The organism is Endozoicomonas sp. SESOKO1 (genome assembly GCF_024606265.1).
Lineage (GTDB): Bacteria > Pseudomonadota > Gammaproteobacteria > Pseudomonadales > Endozoicomonadaceae > Endozoicomonas.
The window spans coordinates 1-22,104 of sequence record NZ_JAHHPP010000038.1 but is presented as its reverse complement, the minus strand read 5'-3'; the positions used below and the strand labels follow the sequence as shown (position 1 = coordinate 22,104).

Here is a 22,104-nt window from a genome sequence, read left to right as displayed (position 1 = left end):
ATAAAGGGCACAACATGTGTAACCGCCTGTTTCATCACCCGGGCGCTTTTCACCACCTGGGGCAGGAACATTTTGCCGACACCAAACAGGTCACCCACCACGTTCATGCCATCCATCAGTGGCCCTTCAATCACCTCAATAGGGCGGCTGGCGGCCTGTCTTGCCGCTTCGGTATCGTCAACAATCCAGGTGGTGATGCCTTTGACCAGCGCATGTTCCAGTCGTTTATTAACTGGCCATTCCCGCCAGGCCAGGTCTTCCTCTTTTTTGCCGGATGAACCACCTTCCCGGTATTGATCAGCAATGGCCAGCAGTGCTTCAGTCCCATTGGCTGAGCGGTTGAGAATAACGTCTTCAACCTTGTCTTTTAGTGCTTCGGGAATTTCTTCATAGATCTCCAGCTGCCCGGCATTAACAATGCCCATGGTCAGTCCGGCCTTGATGGCATGGTAGAGGAAGACCCCATGAATGGCTTCCCGAACCGGGTTGTTACCCCGGAACGAGAAAGAGACATTACTGACCCCACCGGAGCTCATGGCATGGGGCAGATTTTCGCGAATGTATTGAACCGCATTGATGAAATCCACAGCATAGTTATTGTGCTCATCAATACCGGTGGCCACGGCAAAAATATTGGGGTCAAAAATAATGTCCTGGGGCGGGAAGCCGACTTCATTGACCAGAATGTCGTAGGACCGCTGGCATATTTCTATTTTCCTGGCTTCGGTATCTGCCTGGCCCTGCTCATCAAAGGCCATCACCACAACGGCGGCACCATAGTTACGGCAAAGGCGGGCCTGCCTGCGGAAAATGTCTTCACCTTCCTTCAGGCTGATGGAATTGACAATACCTTTGCCCTGTATACATTGCAGCCCGGCTTCGATGACCTCCCATTTGGAGGAGTCCACCATGATCGGCACTCTGGAAATATCCGGCTCGGAGGCCACCAGGTTAAGGAATGTGGTCATGGCGCTTTTGGCATCCAGCATTCCTTCATCCATATTAACGTCGATAATCTGGGCACCGTTTTCCACCTGGTCACGGGCGACGTCCAGGGCTGTATCGTAATCCTCTTCGATAATCAGCCGTTTGAAGCGGGCAGAACCGGTGACGTTACAGCGCTCACCCACATTGACGAATAATGAGCCCCGGTCAATGTTAAATGGCTCCAGTCCACTTAAACGACAGGCGACCGGAATGGTCGGAATGGCTCGACGGGGAATATCAGCCACCTTCTCAGCAATGGCTTTAATGTGTGCCGGGGAGGTACCGCAACAGCCACCAATAATATTGACCAGGCCGGAGTGGGCAAATTCGGCGACAATCTCTGCCATCTCATCCGGGCTCTGGTCATATTCACCAAAAGCATTGGGCAGGCCAGCGTTAGGGTGAGCACTGATCCGGGTGCCTGCGCAGTTCGACAGTTCTTCAAGATACGGACGTAACTCACTGGCGCCCAGGGCACAATTCAATCCAACGGATATTGGCTGGGCATGTTCTACTGAGTTCCAGAAGGCTTCCGTCGTTTGACCGGACAGGGTGCGACCGGAAGCATCGGTTATGGTGCCGGAAATCATGATCGGCAGCGCAAAACCCAGCTGGTCAAACAGGTCACGCACCGCAAAGATGGCCGCTTTCGCGTTCAGGGTATCAAAAATGGTTTCAATCAAGAGGATATCAGCGCCACCTTCAATCAAGGCTCTGGCGGCCTGCTGATAAGCGGTCACCAGTCTATTGAAGCTGGTGTTTCTGTAGCCGGGATTGTTGACATCGGGAGAGATGGAAGCGGTTCTGTTGGTTGGGCCAAGCACACCGGCTACAAAACGGGGTTTATCCGGGTTGGCCCGGGTAAATTCATCAGCCACTTCACGGGCAAGACGGGCGGCTTCACGGTTAATTTCCGGTACCAGGTCTTCCATCCGGTAATCCGCCATGGCGATGGTGGTGGCATTAAACGTGTTGGTTTCCAGAATATCGGCACCGGCTTCAAGATACTCCCGGTGGATCTGTTGAATAATGTCCGGCCGGGTCAATACCAGAAGGTCATTGTTGCCTTTGACATCGCAGGAATGGCTGGCAAAGCGTTCGCCACGGTAGTCGGCTTCCCCCAGCTTATAGCCCTGGATCATGGTGCCCATGGCACCATCAAGAATCAGAATGCGTTTTTCCAGCAGTTGTGCCAGGTCAGAGAGGGCTTTTTTTTGGTGTGGCGTAGCTTGCAGCATGGATAGCAACCAGTGTTATTTTTTCTAGCAGGCTATAGTACCAGAACTTAACCCCCCGCTGCCTCTGGTTTCTAATGGGCAGAAAAAAGTGTGGGTGTATGGGTTCTGAAAACCAATTATCCATAATGCCAATTTAGTGAAACCTTTCTCAATCGGGGGATCTAATTGTTTAAAAATAGATAAGCAGGTGATAAATCATGGAGCCAATGAGTAACAGCCACACCCCGGTAAGGCATAGCTTTGAGGGTGGGGAGATGTGTTCTGATACACAGCAATTGAACGTTACACCAACAGTATTGGTCAGTGAAAAAGCCCTCATGGAGGCGGACTCGTCCAGAGATGGTAATGGGAAGGGCATTGTTGACAGGGAGGTTCGTGTAATTGAATCGCCCGAACAGTCTCATGGAGTCAGTACACAGGCTTTATTGAAATCAAGCCAGAGTGAAACGGCTCAGGAATCACTGTGTGAAGGTGCGGCACAGGAAATTAAACCGGAGAGTGCCGAACAAGCTGAACAAAATGAAAAAAAAGCAGCTCTGGATCCGGAGATACAGGCCCGGCAGCTCGACGAAATAGAAACACAGATAATTGAACTCACCGGTGTTCATGGTGAGATTCCGAAAAAGGAATTGATAAGATTTAAGTTAGCCGCACTGTATATACAGGAGAATATCCTCACAAGAATGTTGTACGGCATGGCAACTGAGGAGGAAGCATTCAGTAAGTTTCAATCTCTTGGCGACTTATTACCAAAATCATCCAATGGTGCCGCTTTCATGAGGGTGCTGGATTTATGGTGGCTTCCCAGTAACGAGAAATACTTTCCGGAATCAACCGTTATTTGTTTAAAGAAGCTTCATTCTGTTGGTGAGTGCTTGAAGACAGCTCGTGAGGATTTGAAGACAGCTGCCGAGTCTTTTGACAAAGGCAGGTTGTTTTTGAAAAGCGTTAGCGAGTTGAAAAAAGCCATTGTCTCAACAGAAGGAAGCAGTGATAGCAGCGGTGCAAGTTCTCTTGCTTCAGAATCTTTCAGTGAAAAAAAGTTCAACGAGGTCATGGGCCGACTTGGTTCGATTCTTGGCAAAGGTAGCAATGAACCTGTTACGGCCAGCCAGAATGGATCAAAAGTGCATGACTCTGCTTTAAGCGATGTAGTGGATAATCCATACAGGGATGAATTGGAAGCCGTAAAAAGCAGTAGCATGAAGGGGGAGTTATCAGAGCCGTTATCCGAAGTTATGAAGCCTGACTTTAGTTTGACAAAGCTCGATAAAATAGTGGTTATTTTTCACCATCTTTACCAAATACATATCAATGATCTATATATTGAGGCAGTTAATCTTACCAATGTTGATATTCTTGAAAATTATTTTAACGAGCTTTTATTGGATACAGAGTTATCCCTTTATGAGAAAGAGATTGCCTATTTTGCGTTTATCCAATCATTAGGACATTTTTACTGCAGGATGGCTATGGAGTGCTCAGCAGGCATCTGTGCTGGAAAAAATAATGATGGTAAAAGAAATACTGTAAATTCAGCTCAACAGAATATGGCAAGAACTTACAACGCCAAGCTTCATAAAATGGCGATGGCCAGTATTAAGAGGGGTATCTTTCAAGGTACTGACTTTTGGGTTTTAAGCCTTCTCGGTTCAGGATTTATGATGAATTACCACTGGACATCCAGGGACCGGACTCAATTATCTACTCTGAGTCTGGCGGTGGAGAGATGCGCTAAACAGGAATCAGAGATTGCACTGGCAAAATTTACCTGTTTTGTTATCGCAGAAATTCTGGAGGATGTTGAAGCGTATAGAAGTGTTGCTGATAATTCTGAAAAATACAATACCTTTGCTTTATTAACCATGCTCTGGAATGATCTGGGGTTTTCCCGTTGGCCATACTCAACCACCTTGAATCCGGAAAAAGCGCTTGAATATCTGGCATTCATTCGATATGAAATAAGCGACAGTGATAATCAAAGCGCCGAAATGCTGAAGATGTCCATGGATAATGCCTTTGAATTTAATAAATCGTTGCATGGATCGACGCCATTTGTACAACTGTATTCTGAAAGAATCGCCCTGTATTACTATATGCTGGGTGAACCCGCAAAGGGATCGCAACTTCTCAAGCGAACCAAGGGTAAAAGCAAGGCACTTTATTTCGGGCTTTGCATGGCATCAAGGGAGGAATACCAATTAGCCATTAATTTTCTTGAAAAGGACAAAATCAGAGATGTTTGTATTAAAGCATTCTTAGGCATTCTTTACGAAAAGCTTGCCAGCTCTCAGAAAGAATCATCTGAACAATGTAAGGAATGGCTCAGTAAAGCAGAACTTAATTACCGGGCAGTGATTGGCTCACGGCCTGAAATGAATAAATATCTGGCCATGTTGCTTGAAAAACGGGGATATCTGCCAGACTCACTAAAACAGTGGAAAGCTTACCGTTGTTTTTTACATGATCAGGAAGATAAAAGTAATGTAAGGTCGGTAAGGTTTAAAATTCCCATGGAGATTAAACTGGTTGGTGAAAAAATTCTGCAATTGGAGAGCCAGTTAGAGGAAATTAAACCTGAAAAAAAGGCAGAGTCACTAATAGGAGATGATCAATCTTATAGTGAAGATACTGTTGAAAAGAAGCCTGAACGTCAACCTGCCAGAAAAAGGAAAGGAAAGAAAAAGAGTCTGCCTGCTGCTGACAGGGGACGGGCTTGCCAGGAACAAAAGCCAGCTGACTTCCAGAGTGAAAAGCGTTTTTCTATTCCAGTGCCGAATCTGGAGTCTGAGCTGAATCTTGACAGTGCATCAGAGTTTGAGGGACAAAGCCATCCTCAAGATCATCCTCAACATCATTATCAACAACATTATCAACAACAGGCCCAACCCGAAAACCAATGGCAACTCGTCACCGGCAAGTCTGACCCGTTTCGGCTTGCTGTGAATCAGGGCGGTAAAATTCCTGTTGGTTTCTCAATAAAAGAAGTTGAGCGTGGCTGGATGAAGACCCGCACTTTAAGACATGATTTAACCAATCGGCTACTCCACCTTGACATTGGCCGGGGAGATTATGATGGTGTTTTGAAAATCATTGATCAATATGTGGGCAAGATTGAAAATCCGGTAGCACAGTTACACTTTATACAAAATAGAGAGTGGCTGCTGAGATGTAAGAGTTTTGATAACCGTGCGCTTTATGCCCAATGTCGTGGTTCTGGCCAAACGATCCATGCATTAAAGGCAGAGCTACGGTTATCTATCTTGCACTGTGTGCGTGAACAGGTGGAGTCTGTTTTTCACCATGCGTTTCAGTGCTTGCCTTCACCACTGTGGTTCAGTAATCCGGATTTGTTGAAAAAGGACATTAAAGGGCTGATAGATCACGTTCATCCTGAATTTTGTGTACAGGTTGGCGCTCAATTTTCAACAGCGGCCCATGTCATGAAAGATATTCATTGGGAATTTACTTGCCATGAGGGAAAAGAACAGACATGTCACTCACTATATGGCCACTCCCCCCAAGACTATTCCAATTTGGCTGAAAAGTTCTATGACTTTCGTAATTTTATCGACCCACAACATGTCTCGGACATTATTTAGAGGGCTGGATGCCCCCTGATGCGGAAAGCCTACGCTTTGTTAATGGACACCTGCTCGATAGCAACGCCGTTTTCCCGACAGAACTGCGAAAGTTCCTCCTGGGGATTTCGGTCATACTGGATGTCATAAACGATGCGCTGGATTCCAGCGGCCAACAGGTTCTTGGTGCACTGATCACAGGGACTGTGGGTTACATAAGCGGTAGCCCCTTCAATGGGCGTACCCAACCGTGCTGCCCAGATGACCGCATTGAGTTCCGCATGAATTTCATGCCTGAGCGACCATAGGTGGTGTTCCTCGTACTCGGCCTCATTGCAGTTGATATAGCCTGAAGGCGTGCCATTAACCCCTGTGGAAAGCACCCGTCCATCCTTGACCAGCAGACAGCCGACCTGAAGGCGCACACACTTTGATAATTTGGCCAGGGAGTGGGCCATCTCCATGTATACAGTATCAACCGATCTAATGCCCTTGCTATCGATGGCCATTGATAATTTATTCCTTGAATTTTCTGAAAACGTCGTCTTTTCGCTTACTAACACAAAAGCTATTAATTCAGGCTCTGGCGCAATGCATCATTAATAAACTGATTCAAACTGCGATTACTGGCTGCTGCCGCCACACTGGCGGATTCGTGCAGGTCCGGGTCAATGCGCAGGTTCAGCTTGCCGGAGAAAGACTTGCGTGGCTCAATGCCTTCCTCCTGACAGGCCTTTAGAAACACCTTCAGGGAGACCTTGCCTTCCTGGTGCAGACTCTTGACATCCGCCGCATAAAAATCCGCGCCGCCGTTCAGGCCAATAAACTCGCCCCGGAACAGGTCAATGTCCGGATCGTAAGTAATGACGGCGGTATAGCCGTTGATGTTCATCTGGTTAATCATGGCGTCACTCCGTGGTTCTCCAGCCACCGGCGGATACTGGCCACCGCGCCCTTGTCGGTATCCGGTGACGGATGTGGGCGGTGAAAAATCCGTACTTCAGCAAACAGTACCACCTTGATCCGGCTGCCTTCACGCTCTTCAATTTTGGCACCGAGAGCAAGAAACAGGCTTTCAATATCGGCCCAGTGAATGCTGCCGATGACTGGTCTGGCAAACAGTTTGCGCAGTGTCGTGGCATGTTTCTTTTTCATTGTCTTGATTGGTAAACAGTATAGCTTCAATGGTACCGGATAATAGTACTATCAGCAATGCCCTGTTTAGATAGAAACAGATTCAGGCAGTCTGTGGATTGACTTGTGATACATCGCTGGTTTTCATCAGACAGAAACCGGAGATTGCAACAGCCATTAAGGTAATGGCTGAGAGTGACAGGGTGCCTGCTACCGGCAGGAAGCCGACCAATGCACTGATCAGAGTTGCCAGCAACATCTCAATAAAGAAAATCAGGCCTGCGGCGGTACCCATGTTCTCTTTCATATGTTCAGTGGCCCTGGCCTGGCAGAGAGGCATAAACAGACCGAGGCCCAGTTCATAAATCGCGATACCCGCAACATAGCCGGTGATGGATAGGCCATCCGTCAGCAAACCACTGACCAGGGAAACCAGGGCGCCGATGATCAGCAGGCTGCCAGCGACCAGAGTGCTCTGGCTGCGACTCATGGTGGCGGTCAACTTAGGACCCATGGATGCACTGAGCAGGTAGCTGGCAATAGCGACAGCAAAAAGATAGCCGTAGGTTGCCGGAGAAATGCCTAACTGACCAATAAGCACAAATGAGCCTCCGGCCACAAATACAAAGGCTCCGGCAAATGCTGAACCGGCGGCGATGGTAAAGCGCAGGTAGCGTGAATCAGTCAGCACTGCTTTATAGCCTGCCATCACAGAATTCGGAGCAGGCTTTTGCGTTGTTTTTTCCAGCTTATTCTCTGGCAGAAGCGTCAGTGCCAGTATCGCAATGACAGCCATTGCTGCCATTACATAGAAGCTGTACTCCCAGCCGGCATATTCCTGCAGATAACCGCCGATAATCGGTGCCGCCATGGGAGCGATGGTAAGGCAGCCGCCAATATAGGCCAGCATTTTCATTTCCATCTGGTCACGGTAATAGTCCCGGGCAATCATTCTGGCAACGGCTGTGCCGAAACAGCCAAAAACAGCCTGGGCAAAACGGGCAGCAATGAAGAGATAAATACTATCGGTCAGCAGCGTTATTGCGGTTGCCGCCAGGTAAAGGGTATAGCCCATCAGCAGGGTTTTCTTACGTCCCAGACGGTCAGCCAGTGGGCCGACAATCAGCATAGAGAGAGAAAAGCCCAACATAAATAAGCCAACACTCCATTGAGCGATAGCGGAAGTCGTGCCAAAAAACGCGGTAATTGCCGGCAGTGAAGGGGTGAAAATATCTATGGACACCGGGCCAACCACCGCAAACAGGGTCAGGATGATCAGAACAAAAGCGGGGTGCTTTTCGGGAGACAAGTGTCGCATGGTGGTCCACTGATAGCTTGAAAAATAGGCGGAGAATGCGACAGGTACGACGAATCAACAATCCGTGTTTATGCCAATTTTTACTACGTAGATCACAGAGATATGGCTAAAGTAATTTTTTTTTATGCTTTCAGATAGTTTTAAAAATTGATGTTATAAGTCAATGTTATAAATTAATGTGATAACTGTATATGTTACCATCGTACATTGATAGGCTGTTGGTCTGTTCCGGGTCCGACAGGCTCCTGGATCATTCATGGAGCGATTAACTTGAGCTTTCTTAAATCAACGTTGCGTTTCTTTCACCATCAGTTTCTGAAACTGAGCTGGCTGGTTTTGCTGATGGTATTGCTCGGCCACTGCATTTTATCCTGGGCACTGATGTGGCTGGCCGGTGAATCAGCACTTCTGCCTTTTGATCAGTGGCTCTATTTTTATGTCACTACATCGACCACCGTCGGTTATGGCGACCTTAGCCCGGGCAGTGCCCCTGGGCGAGTCCTGGCCGCGTTATTTATTCTTCCCGGTGGCGTTGTGCTTCTCGCAGGGGGGCTGGGGAAGATGTCATCATTTTTTCTTACGGTATGGAGAAGGGGTATGCAGGGCAGAGGCAATTTTTCAGGTTTGGAAAATCATATCGTGATATTTGGCTGGAATCGTAATCACACCCCGAAAATGGTGGAACTGATTTTTGGTGACAGTCGTCGTGAGAATCGCAAGGTATTACTGTGTGCCAGCCAGGAAATGGACAATCCTTTTCCTGAACAGATTCTGTTTGCCCGGGGGGAAAGTTTGACGGATCAGTCGTTTATTGAGCGGGCCGGTATTGGCAATGCGGGCAGAGTTATCGTTTTTCTTGACTCGGATGATCAGACCCTGGCAGCCTGCCTGAGTATTGCCGCGACAAAAACGAAGGCACATATTGTTGCCTGGTTTGACAGTCTGCAAATGGTAAAACTGCTTCAGTCCCACTGCCCGCAAATTGAGTGTCACAGTAATCTTTCCATGGAATTGCTGGTCCGTTCTGCCCAGGATCCGGGGTCTTCCCGTGTGCAACAGCAACTGTTATCAACGTTGACCGGGCCAACACAGTACAGTGTTTATGTGCCTGAAGATTTTGCGGGGACTACCTTTGGACGACTGCTGGAGTTTTTTAAAGTTCATCACGAAGCCATAGTCCTCGGAGTAGCCGGGTCAGCAACCGGTGACGACCTGAGGTTAAACCCGCCCGGTAATGATCGGGTGGAAGCCGGGCAGGTTGTTTATTACCTGTCAGCCCAGCGAATTCACGGGAATGAAATTCACTGGGAGCAGCTTTAGTTTCAGTTGGAATCAATCCACAGGGCTGATGAATAATGATATTTTTAAGTTGCTGCTTTATATAGAACAGAAATAATAGTGAACTTTTAATCTTTTAATCAGTCTCAAGTACTAATCAATTATTGTGTGATGTTTTCCCATATTGGGTTAAATCACTTTTTTTGTTTTAAAAAAGTAATCTTTCAACTAATAACAACAAGGAGTCCTGTCCATGATGCCAGCTAATGGACATTGTAACCCGGCCAGCGCAATGCCGAATCAACCCGGTTATTATCCAAAAGTCGATCCATTATCCCAAGGTGTTCATACAGCAGCCTTCACGCCGCAACAAGTGCCTTACGGATCAACGGCTTGTCCGGTCGGTCATAGTGTCAGGCCTGCCCCGGCTGTGTCGAACCTGGGCGAACAACAATTTGACCCTGATAACCCCTCTAAAGTGCCTGATGATCAGGTCATTGTTGGACGCCAGCCTCGTACTCTATCTTCCCTTGAATGGCTGGATGAACAGATCAAAAACGGATTTGCCAGTGCAGTCAGAACGTTCAGGATGATGGGGATTCTCTTCAGTATCTGGTGGTATGGTGGCAGCATAGACAGTCTTAAAAACGCTGCAGATAAAGCCCAGGGGGGAATTCTGGTTAAGGCAATTCAGTTTGTATGCAGTTCTCCCACAATAGCCAAAAATCTGTTTGGTGATGACCATGAGCAATTTACCAAAGCTTTATCCCACGTCACCACCAGCAATAAGCCAATGACCAGGGCTGAGCTGGTTCATTGCCTTGATGAAGCGGGTATTGATTACGACCCGGGGCGATTGGATGAACGGGTTAATCTCGGCACCGGTTCAATTGGTGAGGTCAATGAGATTATCCTGAACGGAGGAGGGCGCCTGATTGTCAAGACCGTTTCCGCGTCAAGTGAAACCAGGGTTTACTCTGACTTACGGGTTCTCAGGTTCATGCTGGGGCTGGTTACCTTCTTTTCACCCAGTTCAATTAATAAAGGGAGTAAACATGCCATTTTCTCATTCTTTGACAGTGTCAGGGAAGAATTGAATCTGATCACTGAAGCCAACAGAACACGGCAACAGGATTTTGCTAACAAGGCCATTGCGCAGCAGCATATTTTTGATATTCGACAAAACGAATTACCGGAGTGTGCATATGCGCTGCCTGAGCGGCCAAATGGGTGGCCTATCCAGCATCCTGTCACCGGCAGGGTTTTGCTGAGGCTTCCGGTTAATTTTAAAGTGCCGGCTGTTTATGGTGATACTGCATCTTCCCATGCCCTGGGCATGGAAAAAATTGATGGGGTTACGCTAAGTGAAAATGACCAGCCAAAACTTCGGGGCCTTGCGGCAAAGTTATTTAATATCGATCCGGCGAAAATAACCGACGATCACTTACTCGCTTTCAGATTCAGTTTGAAAAAACTGGCATTTGAATACTGGTCTTATTGTTATGCCCAGACGGGATTTTTTAATGCGGATATGCATGATGGTAATGTCATGGTAGCCGTTGAGAATGGCAGACTGAGTATTTACTTTATTGACCTGGGTAATGCACAAAGGGTCTCAAGGGATGCGGTGAAAGCCTCCTATACCATTCTTGGCGCGATGAACAGACTCCGTGAAGAGTCCGGAGCATCCCGGAGAAGTCAGTATGCGGATGAGGTCATTCAATGTCTGCAAACATTGGGTGACTATGAATCTGATAAAGTAAATTGGGATAAGCTTAAGCAGGAAGTTCTGAATCTGATGCCCTATCGTGGGGTGGGCGAGATTGAGAACAAAGTTACTGACCTGTTTAACAGTGCCTATAACTGCCATGTGAAGATGCCAAAAGAAACTGCAGCGTTGTTCAGGGCCAAGATATTAATTGATTCCCAGAATACTATGACCGATGAAGCAAGAAAGTCACTGGACAAAATCGTGCCTTCATTGGTCGAATTGTTGGGCAGCGATGACAATTCAGGTTTGCCTTTCGGAAACGTCGCTGATCAAAATGCCCTGCTGATGCTGCTACAGCAGGATCCAGAATTACGTCAATGGCTACTTGGACTATTGAGAAACATACCAGTATCTAATGAGCAATTGCGTTATGCAGCGTCTCAATTACTCTTAAAAACAGATTTACCCCCTGATGAATTCAGACGCGAGGTTAATCAATTGATTCAGCAATGGCAGATGCCGCCTGTTTATCCCCGACATCCGAACAGTTATTCCTGGCCCGGTAGTAGAGTTCCTCCACCGGTGCCAATTAGAGTGAATTAGTAATAAACCCAGAGTTATCAGGCTTAACCGGTAACCGATATACGGCAACCGGTATTGGCCTGAGAGTGGATGGCCTGAGAGTAGAGAGCGTCATGGAGTCAGCAACTTTTCCAGCTGTCTTGTCACATGGTCTGGAGATGTAGTTCTTCTGGCAATCAATGCATATATGGATGGCACCACAAACAGGGTTAACAGACTTGAGACGGCTACCCCGGCAAAAACAACGACGCCTATCGAGAACCGGAACTCTGAACCAGCACCTGTTGCCAGCAGCAGGGGAATGGCACCAACCACCGTGGTAAGTGCGGTCATCAGAATAGGGCGGAGTCGCAAAGCTGATGCCTCAAGCACTGCCTCATTAAAGGACCTCCCCTGATCCCGGAGCTGGTTGATAAACTCCACAATCAGAATGCCATTCTTGGCTGATAATCCGATCATCATGATCATGGCCAGCTGACTGAAGATATTCAGGGTTTCACCACTGATGTAAAGACCAAACAGTGCCCCGGAAATACCGAGAGGGACGGTGAGCATAACAATCATCGGGTGAACAAAGCTTTCAAACTGGGCAGCCAGTACCAGGTACACCACCAGCATGGCCATGGCAAAAACAAAGAAAATGGCGCTTTGGTTGGATCGATAGTCCAGGGACTCCCCTTTGTAATTGACAATAGCCTCCGGGGGCAGGTGTTCGACCACCTGCCGGTCGAGAAACTCCAGTGCTTCGCCAATGGAGTAGTTACCTTCCAGGTTAGCGGAGATAGTGATTGCCCGGTTGCGGTTGTAGTGCTTCAGCATGGCGGCTTTACCCACTTCCACCACGGACACCAGATTATCGAGACGGATCAACTCGCCAGTCGTATGGGAGCGGACGTAAAGCGAAGCCAGGTCAAGAGTACTGGTAAAGGCGTCTTCCCCGGCACGCAGGAAAACATCGTATTCCTCACCTCGCTCCATAAAGGTGGTATCTGTCACACCGCCCAGCATGGTTTCCAGGGTTGCCCCGATTTCTTCTGCAGAAACACCGAGTTCCTGGGCCCGCTCCCGGTCAATGGTGATCTCCAGCTGTGGCTGATTCTGGTTGAAGTCAATATCAACATCTCGCAGCCCCGGGTTCTCACGAGCCTTTTCTGCAATAACATCAGCCCATTCCACCAGCTGATCAAAGGAACCGCCACCGAGTACAAATTGAACAGGGGATTCGGAACGGCCACCGATGGTGGAGCGCATAACAGGAATAGCCCGGACATTGGGAATATCCGCCACCAGCTGACGTACCTGGCCCATGACTTCGGCAGCACTGACATCCCGGTCATCCCAGTCTTCCAGTGTGCCGATCAGAATACCGGAGTTAGTACCATTGCCGCCCCAGCCCGGGGAGCGGACAAACAGGTACTGCAGGAGACCATCGTTCAGGTTTGGCAGGAGTTTCGCTTCCAGCTGCAACATGCTTTCTTCCATACTGTCATAGTTAGCGCCTTCAGGACCCTTGACGATGACAATAAACTCACCCCGGTCTTCAGCGGGTGTGAAGGTCTGGGGAATCAAAGGGTAGAGCACAACCGTCAACCCCAGTGATGCCAGCAGTAAAATCAGGCCAGCCCATTGGAATTTGAGCATTTTTGCCAACGCTCGACGGTAAACGTCCGTGAGCCACTGATGTGATTTTTCAATCAGCTGGCTGGCCCTTGAAGGTTTTACATTCAGTTTCAGCAGCTGAGAACTCATCATTGGCGACAGGGTTAGGGCGATCAGGCTTGAGAAAACCACCGCCCCAATAAGCGTTACGGCGTATTCCGAGAAGAGCCGGCCAACGGTGCCTTCCATAAATACGATGGGCACAAATGTCATCACCAGAACCACCGTGGTTGCCACCACGGCAAAGCTCACCTCCTGGGCACCTTTCCAGGCAGCGACCAGGGGAGGTTCACCACGCTCCAGGTGCTGATGGATATTTTCCAGAACCACAATCGCATCATCCACCACCAGACCAATGGCCAGAACCAGCGCCAGAAGCGTTAGCAGGTTGATGGAGTAGCCCAGCAGGTGAATAACGATAAACGCACTGATCAGGGAAACCGGCACCGTAACGGCCGGAATCAGGGTGGCCCGGAGATTGCCAAGAAAAATATAAAGCACCAGTATCACCAGGGCAATGGTCATGGCCAGGGTGGCATACACTTCATCAATGGCTGACTGGATGTAAATGGAAGAGTCCCGTGTGGTGGTCATATAGGTGCCTTCCGGAAGGAAAGGGGCGAACGCATTGATCTCATCTTTCACGTTCTGAATGACTTCCAGCGGGTTGGCCTGGGAAAGTGGCACAATGCCAAGGCTCAATACGTTCCGGCCATTGGCTTTTGCCAGTGTCTCAATCTCTTTTGCCTCTGTACGGATGGTGGCAATATCCTCAAGATAGACTTTGCTGCTGCCATCCTGACGAATAAGCAGACGACGGAAATCGCCAATGGTGTTGTAGTCACGATTGACCCGGACGGGCAGCGTTCTCAAACTGTCGGTTAATTCACCGGCAGGAAGCTCAACGTTGTCGCGGCGCAGGGCGCTGCGGACGTCGCTGGTAGTGATCTGGCGGGCAGCCATTGACTGGGCATCCAGTTCAATGCGCATGACATATTCCCGGGCACCCATGATGTCAACCGAGCTGACGCCATCAATAAGGGAAAGGCGATCCTGCAAGGTTCGTTCCGCATAGTCAGTAAGCTGAATCAGAGACATGGTGTCACTTTGCAGGCTGACATCGATAATGGTTTCACCACTGCCATCATTCTTCCAGACAATGGGTGACTCGGCATCATCCGGAAGGCGCCAGATAACCCGTGACATCGCTTCGCGGACATCATTGGCTGCGGTTTCCATATCCCGGTCGGGAGAGAACTCGATATTAATCCGGGACGTACCATTGCGGCTGGTGCTTTCAATAAAGCGCACCCCTTCAATACCACCGAGCTGATCCTCAATAACATTGGTGACCTTGCTTTCAATGACCTCGGCAGAAGCCCCGGCATACCCGGTATAAACCATCACAGTAGGCGGGGTAATATCCGGCAACTCCCGAACCGGCAGCATCCGGAAGCAGACAACCCCGAAGGTGATCAGCAGCAGACTGACGACAGTGGCAAATACCGGTCGTTTGATGGATAAATCAGACAGTATCATGGTTAGAGCAATCCATCCGCAGCTGCCGGTTTAACCGGATTGGAAGAGAGAACAGGCTGTTCTTTCCCAAGTATCTCAAGCACTTTTACCCGGCGGCCATCGGTAACTTTTACCGCACCTTCATTAACCACCATCTCGCCTTTGGCCAATCCGGTTAACACCACAATGTACTGATCAATGGTTTGCCCGGTGGTAATGGTTCTGCGTTCCACCTGGTTTTGCCCGTTAATCACGAAAACATAACGGCGGTTACCGTCAAACAGAATGCTGCGCGAGGGGACGACCAGTTGCCGATCGCCCGGACGTTCAATGGAGGTGCGCATCAGCATGCCCGGGAGAAGGTGTGAGTCGGGGTTGTCCAGCAGGGCCCTGACCTGAAAGGTCAGATTGACCGGATCAATCCGGGGGTTGATGCTGTCGATGGTGCCGGTAAAGGTTTTTCCGGGCCAGGCATCAGTGGTGGCAGAAATTCGGGCACCTTTTCTGATATAGCTGAGGGTGTTTTCCGGCAGGTCAAAGGTCAATTTCATGGTACTGAGATCATCCAGCGTGGTCAGTACGGTACCGGCATTGAGCAGGGCACCGACGCTCTGTTCGTGGAAGCTCAACATTCCGGTAAAAGGCGCTTCCAGCGTATAGTGATCCAGTATGGCCATTTCCGCCTGTAACGCGGCCTCAAGACGGTCAACCGTCGCGCGCTGGGCCTTGAGTTCATCAACGGAGATGGCTTTCCTGGTGATCAGTGTTTCCATAGAGTCCAGTTGACGATGGGCATCTTCAAAGGCAATTCGCGCCTGGGCGGTAATAGCCGCCTGCTCACGGTCATCCAGTTCAACCAGCAATTTTCCTGATTTGACGTGAGCACCATCTTTCAGGTGAAGAGCAACAATACGACCATTGATTTGCGGGGTAATGTCAACGGACTGGTTGGCTTTCAGGTTTCCCAGTGCTATTAAATGTTGTTGCAATGTGGTTTCCATCACTGGAAAGGCCGTTACCGCAGGGGCGTCTCTTTTTGGGGCTGCATGGGATGGAGGTGCCTGGGTAATAGTTGCCAGGCATGTCAGGGCAATCACCAGGATTTTCCCGGGTTTGGTCGGAAGTGCCCGAGCGAATACCAACCACGGTGGTGTGAAAAGAGAGCTTGGTGTCATGACCCGTAGGTCTCCTGCCTGTGGGAATTAAGTGACATCAGAATTTTCTGACTGAATTTATAAATGGAAGCGATTATATCGCCAAAGGATCGAACAATACCCTGAAAATTACGGTAGGTTGACGCAGGCTGTATCATCAGAGCATCCAGCAGTCGGATATGGGGACGTTGATTTACCTGGTAACCAGATCGCCATAACCCCAAATCAGGGTACCAATGATACTTGCCAACAGAATTACCCAGTCACACTCACTGGCGGTTTTTTTCACTTTCCTTGCTGTGACCCTGGCATCGCCGATCTGTTCCGAAAGATCCCTTAGCCTCATCTCCCCCTCGCGGGAAAACCCGGGGTTGGTTGCTTCAATCATCAGCTCGTGGCTTGGCATTTTTTCACTTCTTTTCCTGAGGGTGATAAATGTCACCAACAGTGCCCAGCAGACGATAACCGACCCTGACCTCTGGAAAAGCGCCTGGTCCCCGTCGCGGATCATGTCTGAAAGCAGCGAGGCCGCGACGGTTGTGGCGGTTGCCAGGGTACTGATGATAAAAGTGCTGTTCCACTTTTTGTTGCGTTCCCACCAGTTAAGCTGGAGACAGGCAGAATCAGCAGCATCCCGGCGCAACGGGTGGTTTTCTGGCCTGAAGGTGTGCATGTTGATAATGTATGCGTCCCGATTATCCTGCGGGAAAGAAAATGATCGGCCGGGTGCGGTCTGCGGAGTTTGATGCACACCACTGTTATAGGCAGTCATCCCTGTCTGGGTTGAGGTGAGGCTGGACAGTGAGGAAGCACTCCCTGTGGATGTACAGGCCCGGTCAGCCATCACCTGGTATGGGGCTACAGTGTCATCCTCTATTCGGAACGTTGACACGCTGATCGGTTCGCGAAGCTCTCTGGCCGTTCTGCCATGGAACAGGGAATATTTAAGGTCTGGTGCTTTTTTTGCCTGATACAAACGTTCTTCAAAGTGGCCGATGTTTATATCATTTGCTGACGCAGGCCTTCCGATCGGTGTACTCATAATAACCCTATAAGTCGCTGAACTGATGAGAGACCCACTTATTGTAATTGTTGGTTGATATCTGGCTTTCAGTTAAGCTGTTTTTTTACGCGGCCAGCTCTCCATTATCAAAAACTATCATCTCTCCCGGCTGAATAGGGTGCCAGGTCTCATCAATGGTTAACGGGTCAGTGGCTATTATAGAAACAATGTCGTTTTCTGTCGTCTCGTTGGCAAAATCCACAGTGATGTCGGCATCTTTGAGACTGGCCTGATCAAACGGCGCCCTGCGAGTTATCCAGTTTAACCGGGTACTGCAGTAGCAATAAAGGTAACGGGAGTCTGTCAGCAACATATTAAATACGCCCAGCTCACGCAGTTCGCCGCAGAGCTTCTGGATAAAGCGTTGAACAGTACTCATCCTTTTGGGTGGTTTCGGGAAACGCCCGCGTACCTGGTCCATGATCCAGCAAAAAGCGTATTCACTGTCCGTGGTGCCCACTGGGAAGTATTGTTTTAAAGGGAATTTTTTGATGCCTTTTAACTGGCCATTGTGAGCAAAGGTCCAGTATTTGCCCCAGAGTTCCCGGGTAAACGGGTGAGTGTTTTCCAGCGCAATTCTTCCTGCATTTGCCTGCCGTATATGACTGATCACAATATGGCTTTTGATCGGGTAGCGACAGACCAGGTTGGCAATTTCAGAATCACAGCTCGGGTTGGGATCACGAAACTCACGCAACCCTTTTCCTTCATAGAACGCGATTCCCCAGCCATCGCTGTGGGGGCCGGTTTTGCCGCCACGCTGCATCAGGCCACTGAAGCTGAACACAATATCCGTAGGGGTGTTGGCACTCATGCCAAGAAGTTCACACATTAGTTGATAAATCGCGGTTAAGTTCAGGGTTTCTGGTTAGAAGCAGGACTCAGGGCGGGTTCCTTGCGTTGACGTTGAGCGTGGTTTGTCCTTTTGTCAGGAACTGCTTTTTTCGCCTTGCTGACCGGTAATAACACGCCTGCAATCGCTGCAACACCGGCGGCAATTGCCACAGTCCGACCCGTTCGCCAAATGGCGTCAACGCCCAGGCTAAGGCCATCATAAAGACTGATAAGGAAGGCCGGGCCAAGATAGCTCTGGTCGGGGTGAACAGTACCGGGCAGGAAAAACAGTACAGCAAAAACCAGCATCAGAGGCCGCTTAAGCCGCGGATGCCAATTACCAACAATAAACCACAGGCTCAGCAGGCAGCCGAAGGCTCCTGCCAGGTAAACTGCCCAGCCCCAAAAATACTGCAATTCCGTCATTGACACTCCAACAACCGCCATTGAACCAATGGCGGTTAATGTTATTTACCGCCTTCCTTTGGTGTTGTCAGGAGGTAGCGCTGGTATGACCAGCCAAAATAAAACGATCGTATTAACTAAATAACCGACAAGGGTGCATTTTGCATCAATTGACCACCCTGTGAAAACAGCCACTGGTGATAAAATGAAATTTAATAACCAAAGACCGAAAGAGGGTTGAAATCTCAACGACTGCCCATATCTCCTGACTATCAAAATACTCAATGTGTTGATTAACCGGGATTGAGGTTCTAATGGCAGTCGAAACGAAAAAAGAGACTCTGGGTTTTCAGACTGAGGTGAAACAGCTTCTGCACCTGATGATTCACTCTCTCTACTCTAACCGTGAGATTTTTTTACGGGAGCTGATTTCCAACGCTTCCGATGCCGCAGACAAGCTGCGTTACGAGGCACTCCATAACAGCGCGTTGCTGGAAAGTGACCCAAACCTTGAAATCAGGGTAGATTTCGATAAGGAAGCCAAAACCGTAACGGTCGCTGATAACGGTATTGGCATGAATCGTGAAGATGTGATTGCCCATCTGGGTACCATTGCCAAATCCGGTACTGCGGATTTCCTGAAAACACTGACGGGGGACCAGAAGAAAGATTCCCAGCTGATCGGCCAGTTTGGTGTCGGTTTCTATTCTGCATTTATCGTTGCTGACAAGGTCACCGTTGAAACCCGCAAGGCAGACACAGAAGAGGCTGTGCGCTGGGAGTCTGACGGCTCCGGTGAGTTTACCGTTGAGCCAATAACAAAGGACAAGCGGGGTACCACCATTATTCTGCACCTGAAGCCTGAAGCTGAAGAGTTTGCTGATGGCTGGCGCCTGCGTAATATCATCCGCAAATACTCTGACCATATCTCCATGCCAATCCTGATGCGCAAGGAAGTGATGCCGACGGCAGAGGAAGAAGAAAAAGAAGAGAAAGAAGAAAAAGCGCCTGAGTGGGAAACGGTGAATACGGCGAAAGCCCTGTGGACCCGCTCCCGCAGCGACATCACGGATGATGAGTATAAAGAGTTTTACAAACACATCAGTCATGACCATACCGACCCGCTGAAGTGGAGCCATAACCGGGTAGAAGGCAAACTGGAATACAACAGCCTGCTTTATATTCCAGCGAGGGCACCATTTGACCTGTATAACCGTGATATGCAGAAAGGGCTGAAACTCTATGTTCAGCGTGTCTTTATCATGGATCAGGCGGATGAATTCCTGCCCATGTACCTGCGTTTTATCAAGGGTGTGATTGACTCTAATGATCTTTCACTGAACGTTTCCCGAGAAATACTGCAGAAAGATCCGGCAGTAGACAGCATGAAAACCGCGCTCACCAAACGTGTGCTGGATATGCTGGAGAAACTGGCCAGGAAAGAGCCTGAACAATACGCCAGTTTCTGGAAAGAGTTTGGCCAGGTGCTCAAGGAAGGGCCAGCAGAAGATTATGCCAACCGTGAGCGTATCGCCAAACTGCTGCGTTTCTCATCCACTGAGAGCCAGGGGCCTGAGCAGGATCAATCCCTAGAAGGCTACGTTTCCCGAATGAAAGAAGGTCAGGACAAGATCTACTACATTGCCGCAGAGACGCCTAAAGCGGCGGCCAACAGCCCCCATCTGGAGGTGTTCCGCAAGAAAGGGCTGGAAGTTCTGTTGCTTTCTGACCGCGTCGATGAGTGGCTGATGTCGCACCTGTTCGAGTTTGACGGCAAATCATTCGTGGATATTGGCCGTGGCGATCTCGACCTCGGCAAGCTGGACTCCGAAGAAGAGAAGCAGGCTCAGGAAGAGGCGGCCAAAGAGAATGAAGATCTGGTCAAGCGCATCAAGGATGTGCTGGGTGCTGATGTCGAAGCGGTTCGGGTGACTCACCGTCTGACGGACTCTCCAGCCTGCCTGGTGGTTGGGCAGCACGACATGGGGCTGCAGATGCGGCGCATCATGGAAGCGGCAGGCCAGAGCATGCCGGAATCCAAACCGATCTTTGAGATTAACCCGGAACACCCATTGATTGACCGACTGGATAAAGAAGTGGACGAAGATCGTTTTGCCGATCTCACCCGTGTGGTATTTGATCAGGCCAGTCTGGCGGCGGGTGGTCAACTGGACGATCCGGCGGCTTATGTCAAGCGTCTTAACAAACTGTTGCTGGAAATGGCTGACTGAAGCCGACTTAAGATGGTGGGTTAACCAGCAAAGAGGCGAAGCCGTGGCTTTGCCTCTTTGCTACCTGATTACCCTGTCTGCATTTGCAAGATTTCAAAAACTCCTCTCAGTCCTCTTTAGCCTGATATTTTTGATCATATCCAGCGTCATCCTAAATCGTGGGGCAGTGGATGATTCAGATCTTTTTAACCCTTGTTCAGATTCAGATGCCGGTTTCCCATCATTGTTTTTCACCTTCTTACCCGATAAAACAGCAGGAAGGGGTGGTGGTGGAGGAATCATGCCCGGAGCGACATAAACAGCTTCAATTTTCACAGGAGCTACCCTGGCAGGTTCGACTGACTGAGATTCCAGCTCCCGTGGTTCGGTGACCAGGACCGTCTCTGTTCTTTCGGTTTCTTTCCTGCGTTTTTTCAGCCTATCAAACAATGCTTTCATATGGTCACTATTCACTATTTTTTTGCCTTTTTTCTCCACTTCATTTTGATTGGCATGGATATTCTGTTTGATTTGCGCCCAAGTGTCTGTTTGTATCTTTATCGGCGGTGGTGGCGGCGCAGCGGGTGGGCCAGCTGGTTTTTGAACAGCCACTGCGATACTTTGCATACTCAAGGGGATTCGGGAATCATCGCCGGATATAGTGATATCTGAACTGCAAGGCATATGAGTATTCTCTGCAGAACCAGTGACTTTATGACTCTTGAAACTACCTTCATCAAGATTTCTAATTTTTTTATTTTCTGATTGATCCGTAATATGTAAAGCCTGCTTAATTTTTGATGCAATCTTCATGGCTACTTCTCCCTGACAGCGTTAATTTCCAATTAATATAATTATTGTTGCTTTTAATGTTTTTTATAAATAAGACTTTTGGCTATGAGGCTGGCTTGTCCTGCGGGTTAAGCGGCAAAAAGACGAAGTCATGACTTCGCCTTTTTGCTATCAGGCAGATGATCCTGTTCAGGATGCCATATTGATAATTTTGATGGGTTGTGCCCTGGCGTACACCGCCAGGCCACCCAATGATGTTTCACGGTATTTGGCCTGAAGATCCAGCCCGGTCCGGTACATGGTTTCAATGCAGCTATCCAGGGAGACCGCATGGTCACCATCGCCGCGCATGGCCAGACGGGCCGCAGTAATCGCCTTGATGGCAGCCATGCCATTGCGTTCAATGCAGGGGATCTGCACTAATCCTGCGATGGGGTCGCAGGTCATGCCCAGATGATGTTCCATGCCGATTTCGGCGGCATTTTCCACCTGTTCCATGGTTGCGCCCTGAACAGCAGCCAGCGCCGCGGCGGCCATTGAGCATGCAGAGCCTACTTCAGCCTGGCAGCCCGCTTCAGCACCGGAAATCGACGCATTCATCTTGATCAGCGAGCCAATGGCGGAATTGCAGTATTTTTGG

Annotated in this window: 16 protein-coding genes; 4 read left to right on the top strand and 12 right to left on the bottom strand. The window is 49.2% G+C overall.

The genetic code is table 11. From position 1 onward, the window contains the following. Positions 1-2,225, bottom strand: a 2,225-nt coding sequence (metH, locus tag KDK13_RS02460) for a methionine synthase (protein ID WP_257283231.1), incomplete at its 3' end; no start/stop codon positions are given. Between the two features lie 275 nt (positions 2,226-2,500). Here metH and KDK13_RS02455 point away from each other — a divergent pair. Next, a complete protein-coding gene (locus tag KDK13_RS02455) occupies positions 2,501-5,827 on the top strand; it encodes a hypothetical protein (RefSeq protein WP_257283229.1) in 3,327 nt (1,108 codons plus the stop codon). A gap of 29 nt (positions 5,828-5,856) precedes the next feature. On the opposite strand, the gene KDK13_RS02450 is transcribed toward KDK13_RS02455, so the two are convergent. The 4 genes from KDK13_RS02450 to KDK13_RS02435 all read right to left on the bottom strand — a co-directional run bounded on the left by KDK13_RS02450 (position 5,857) and on the right by KDK13_RS02435 (position 8,258). Beyond that, complete coding sequence (locus KDK13_RS02450; protein WP_257283227.1) at positions 5,857-6,315, bottom strand: deaminase; 459 nt, start codon at positions 6,313-6,315, stop codon at positions 5,857-5,859. Positions 6,316-6,377: 62 nt separating this feature from the next. Continuing rightward, complete coding sequence (locus KDK13_RS02445) at positions 6,378-6,710, bottom strand: type II toxin-antitoxin system HicB family antitoxin (protein ID WP_257283226.1); 333 nt, start codon at positions 6,708-6,710, stop codon at positions 6,378-6,380. Next, on the bottom strand, positions 6,707-6,961 hold the full coding sequence (locus tag KDK13_RS02440; protein WP_257283224.1) for a type II toxin-antitoxin system HicA family toxin: 255 nt from the start codon (positions 6,959-6,961) through the stop codon (positions 6,707-6,709). The genes KDK13_RS02445 and KDK13_RS02440 overlap by 4 nt, the downstream gene beginning before the upstream one ends. Positions 6,962-7,043: 82 nt before the next feature. Next, positions 7,044-8,258 (bottom strand): multidrug effflux MFS transporter, encoded by a 1,215-nt coding sequence (locus KDK13_RS02435; RefSeq protein WP_257283222.1) that lies wholly within the window; start codon positions 8,256-8,258, stop codon positions 7,044-7,046. A gap of 270 nt (positions 8,259-8,528) precedes the next feature. Here KDK13_RS02435 and KDK13_RS02430 point away from each other — a divergent pair, with 270 nt between their 5' ends. Beyond that, positions 8,529-9,578: a potassium channel family protein gene (locus tag KDK13_RS02430; RefSeq protein WP_257283221.1), complete on the top strand. Its 1,050-nt coding sequence runs from the start codon at positions 8,529-8,531 to the stop codon at positions 9,576-9,578. A 211-nt stretch (positions 9,579-9,789) separates the two neighbouring features. Beyond that, positions 9,790-11,850, top strand: coding sequence for an AarF/UbiB family protein (locus KDK13_RS02425; RefSeq protein ID WP_257283219.1), 2,061 nt, complete (start codon positions 9,790-9,792; stop codon positions 11,848-11,850). 90 nt (positions 11,851-11,940) lie between these two features. Here KDK13_RS02425 and KDK13_RS02420 read toward each other — a convergent pair whose 3' ends face one another. The 5 genes from KDK13_RS02420 to KDK13_RS02400 all read right to left on the bottom strand — a co-directional run bounded on the left by KDK13_RS02420 (position 11,941) and on the right by KDK13_RS02400 (position 18,483). Beyond that, positions 11,941-15,027, bottom strand: coding sequence for an efflux RND transporter permease subunit (locus tag KDK13_RS02420; protein WP_257283217.1), 3,087 nt, complete (start codon positions 15,025-15,027; stop codon positions 11,941-11,943). Between the two features lie 2 nt (positions 15,028-15,029). After that, complete coding sequence (locus KDK13_RS02415) at positions 15,030-16,181, bottom strand: efflux RND transporter periplasmic adaptor subunit (protein ID WP_257283216.1); 1,152 nt, start codon at positions 16,179-16,181, stop codon at positions 15,030-15,032. 172 nt (positions 16,182-16,353) lie between these two features. Continuing rightward, on the bottom strand, positions 16,354-17,202 hold the full coding sequence (locus tag KDK13_RS02410) for a hypothetical protein (protein ID WP_257283214.1): 849 nt from the start codon (positions 17,200-17,202) through the stop codon (positions 16,354-16,356). An 85-nt stretch (positions 17,203-17,287) separates the two neighbouring features. Then, positions 17,288-18,055, bottom strand: coding sequence for a class II glutamine amidotransferase (locus tag KDK13_RS02405; protein ID WP_257283213.1), 768 nt, complete (start codon positions 18,053-18,055; stop codon positions 17,288-17,290). 23 nt (positions 18,056-18,078) lie between these two features. Next, positions 18,079-18,483, bottom strand: coding sequence for a hypothetical protein (locus KDK13_RS02400; protein ID WP_257283212.1), 405 nt, complete (start codon positions 18,481-18,483; stop codon positions 18,079-18,081). Positions 18,484-18,776: 293 nt separating this feature from the next. On the opposite strand from KDK13_RS02400, the gene htpG reads away from it, so the two are divergent. Beyond that, a complete protein-coding gene (gene htpG, locus KDK13_RS02395; protein ID WP_257283210.1) occupies positions 18,777-20,693 on the top strand; it encodes a molecular chaperone HtpG in 1,917 nt (638 codons plus the stop codon). A 93-nt stretch (positions 20,694-20,786) separates the two neighbouring features. On the opposite strand, the gene KDK13_RS02390 is transcribed toward htpG, so the two are convergent. Together KDK13_RS02390 and KDK13_RS02385 are read right to left on the bottom strand one after the other, a co-directional pair. Then, a complete protein-coding gene (locus tag KDK13_RS02390; RefSeq protein ID WP_257283209.1) occupies positions 20,787-21,485 on the bottom strand; it encodes a hypothetical protein in 699 nt (232 codons plus the stop codon). A gap of 168 nt (positions 21,486-21,653) precedes the next feature. Continuing rightward, the coding region (locus tag KDK13_RS02385) for an L-serine ammonia-lyase, iron-sulfur-dependent, subunit alpha (protein ID WP_257283207.1) at positions 21,654-22,104 on the bottom strand (451 nt) is incomplete at its 5' end.

Bases quoted from the DNA above. Each gene is read 5' to 3' on its own strand.
- KDK13_RS02450 (WP_257283227.1), bottom strand. From the start codon at position 6,315: ATGGCCATCGATAGCAAGGGCATTAGATCGGTTGATACTGTATACATG.
- KDK13_RS02445 (WP_257283226.1), bottom strand. From the start codon at position 6,710: ATGATTAACCAGATGAACATCAACGGCTATACCGCCGTCATTACTTAC.
- KDK13_RS02440 (WP_257283224.1), bottom strand. From the start codon at position 6,961: ATGAAAAAGAAACATGCCACGACACTGCGCAAACTGTTTGCCAGACCA.
- KDK13_RS02435 (WP_257283222.1), bottom strand. From the start codon at position 8,258: ATGCGACACTTGTCTCCCGAAAAGCACCCCGCTTTTGTTCTGATCATC.
- KDK13_RS02425 (WP_257283219.1), top strand. From the start codon at position 9,790: ATGATGCCAGCTAATGGACATTGTAACCCGGCCAGCGCAATGCCGAAT.
- KDK13_RS02420 (WP_257283217.1), bottom strand. From the start codon at position 15,027: ATGATACTGTCTGATTTATCCATCAAACGACCGGTATTTGCCACTGTC.
- KDK13_RS02415 (WP_257283216.1), bottom strand. From the start codon at position 16,181: ATGACACCAAGCTCTCTTTTCACACCACCGTGGTTGGTATTCGCTCGG.
- KDK13_RS02410 (WP_257283214.1), bottom strand. From the start codon at position 17,202: ATGAGTACACCGATCGGAAGGCCTGCGTCAGCAAATGATATAAACATC.
- KDK13_RS02405 (WP_257283213.1), bottom strand. From the start codon at position 18,055: ATGTGTGAACTTCTTGGCATGAGTGCCAACACCCCTACGGATATTGTG.
- KDK13_RS02400 (WP_257283212.1), bottom strand. From the start codon at position 18,483: ATGACGGAATTGCAGTATTTTTGGGGCTGGGCAGTTTACCTGGCAGGA.
- htpG (WP_257283210.1), top strand. From the start codon at position 18,777: ATGGCAGTCGAAACGAAAAAAGAGACTCTGGGTTTTCAGACTGAGGTG.
- KDK13_RS02390 (WP_257283209.1), bottom strand. From the start codon at position 21,485: ATGAAGATTGCATCAAAAATTAAGCAGGCTTTACATATTACGGATCAA.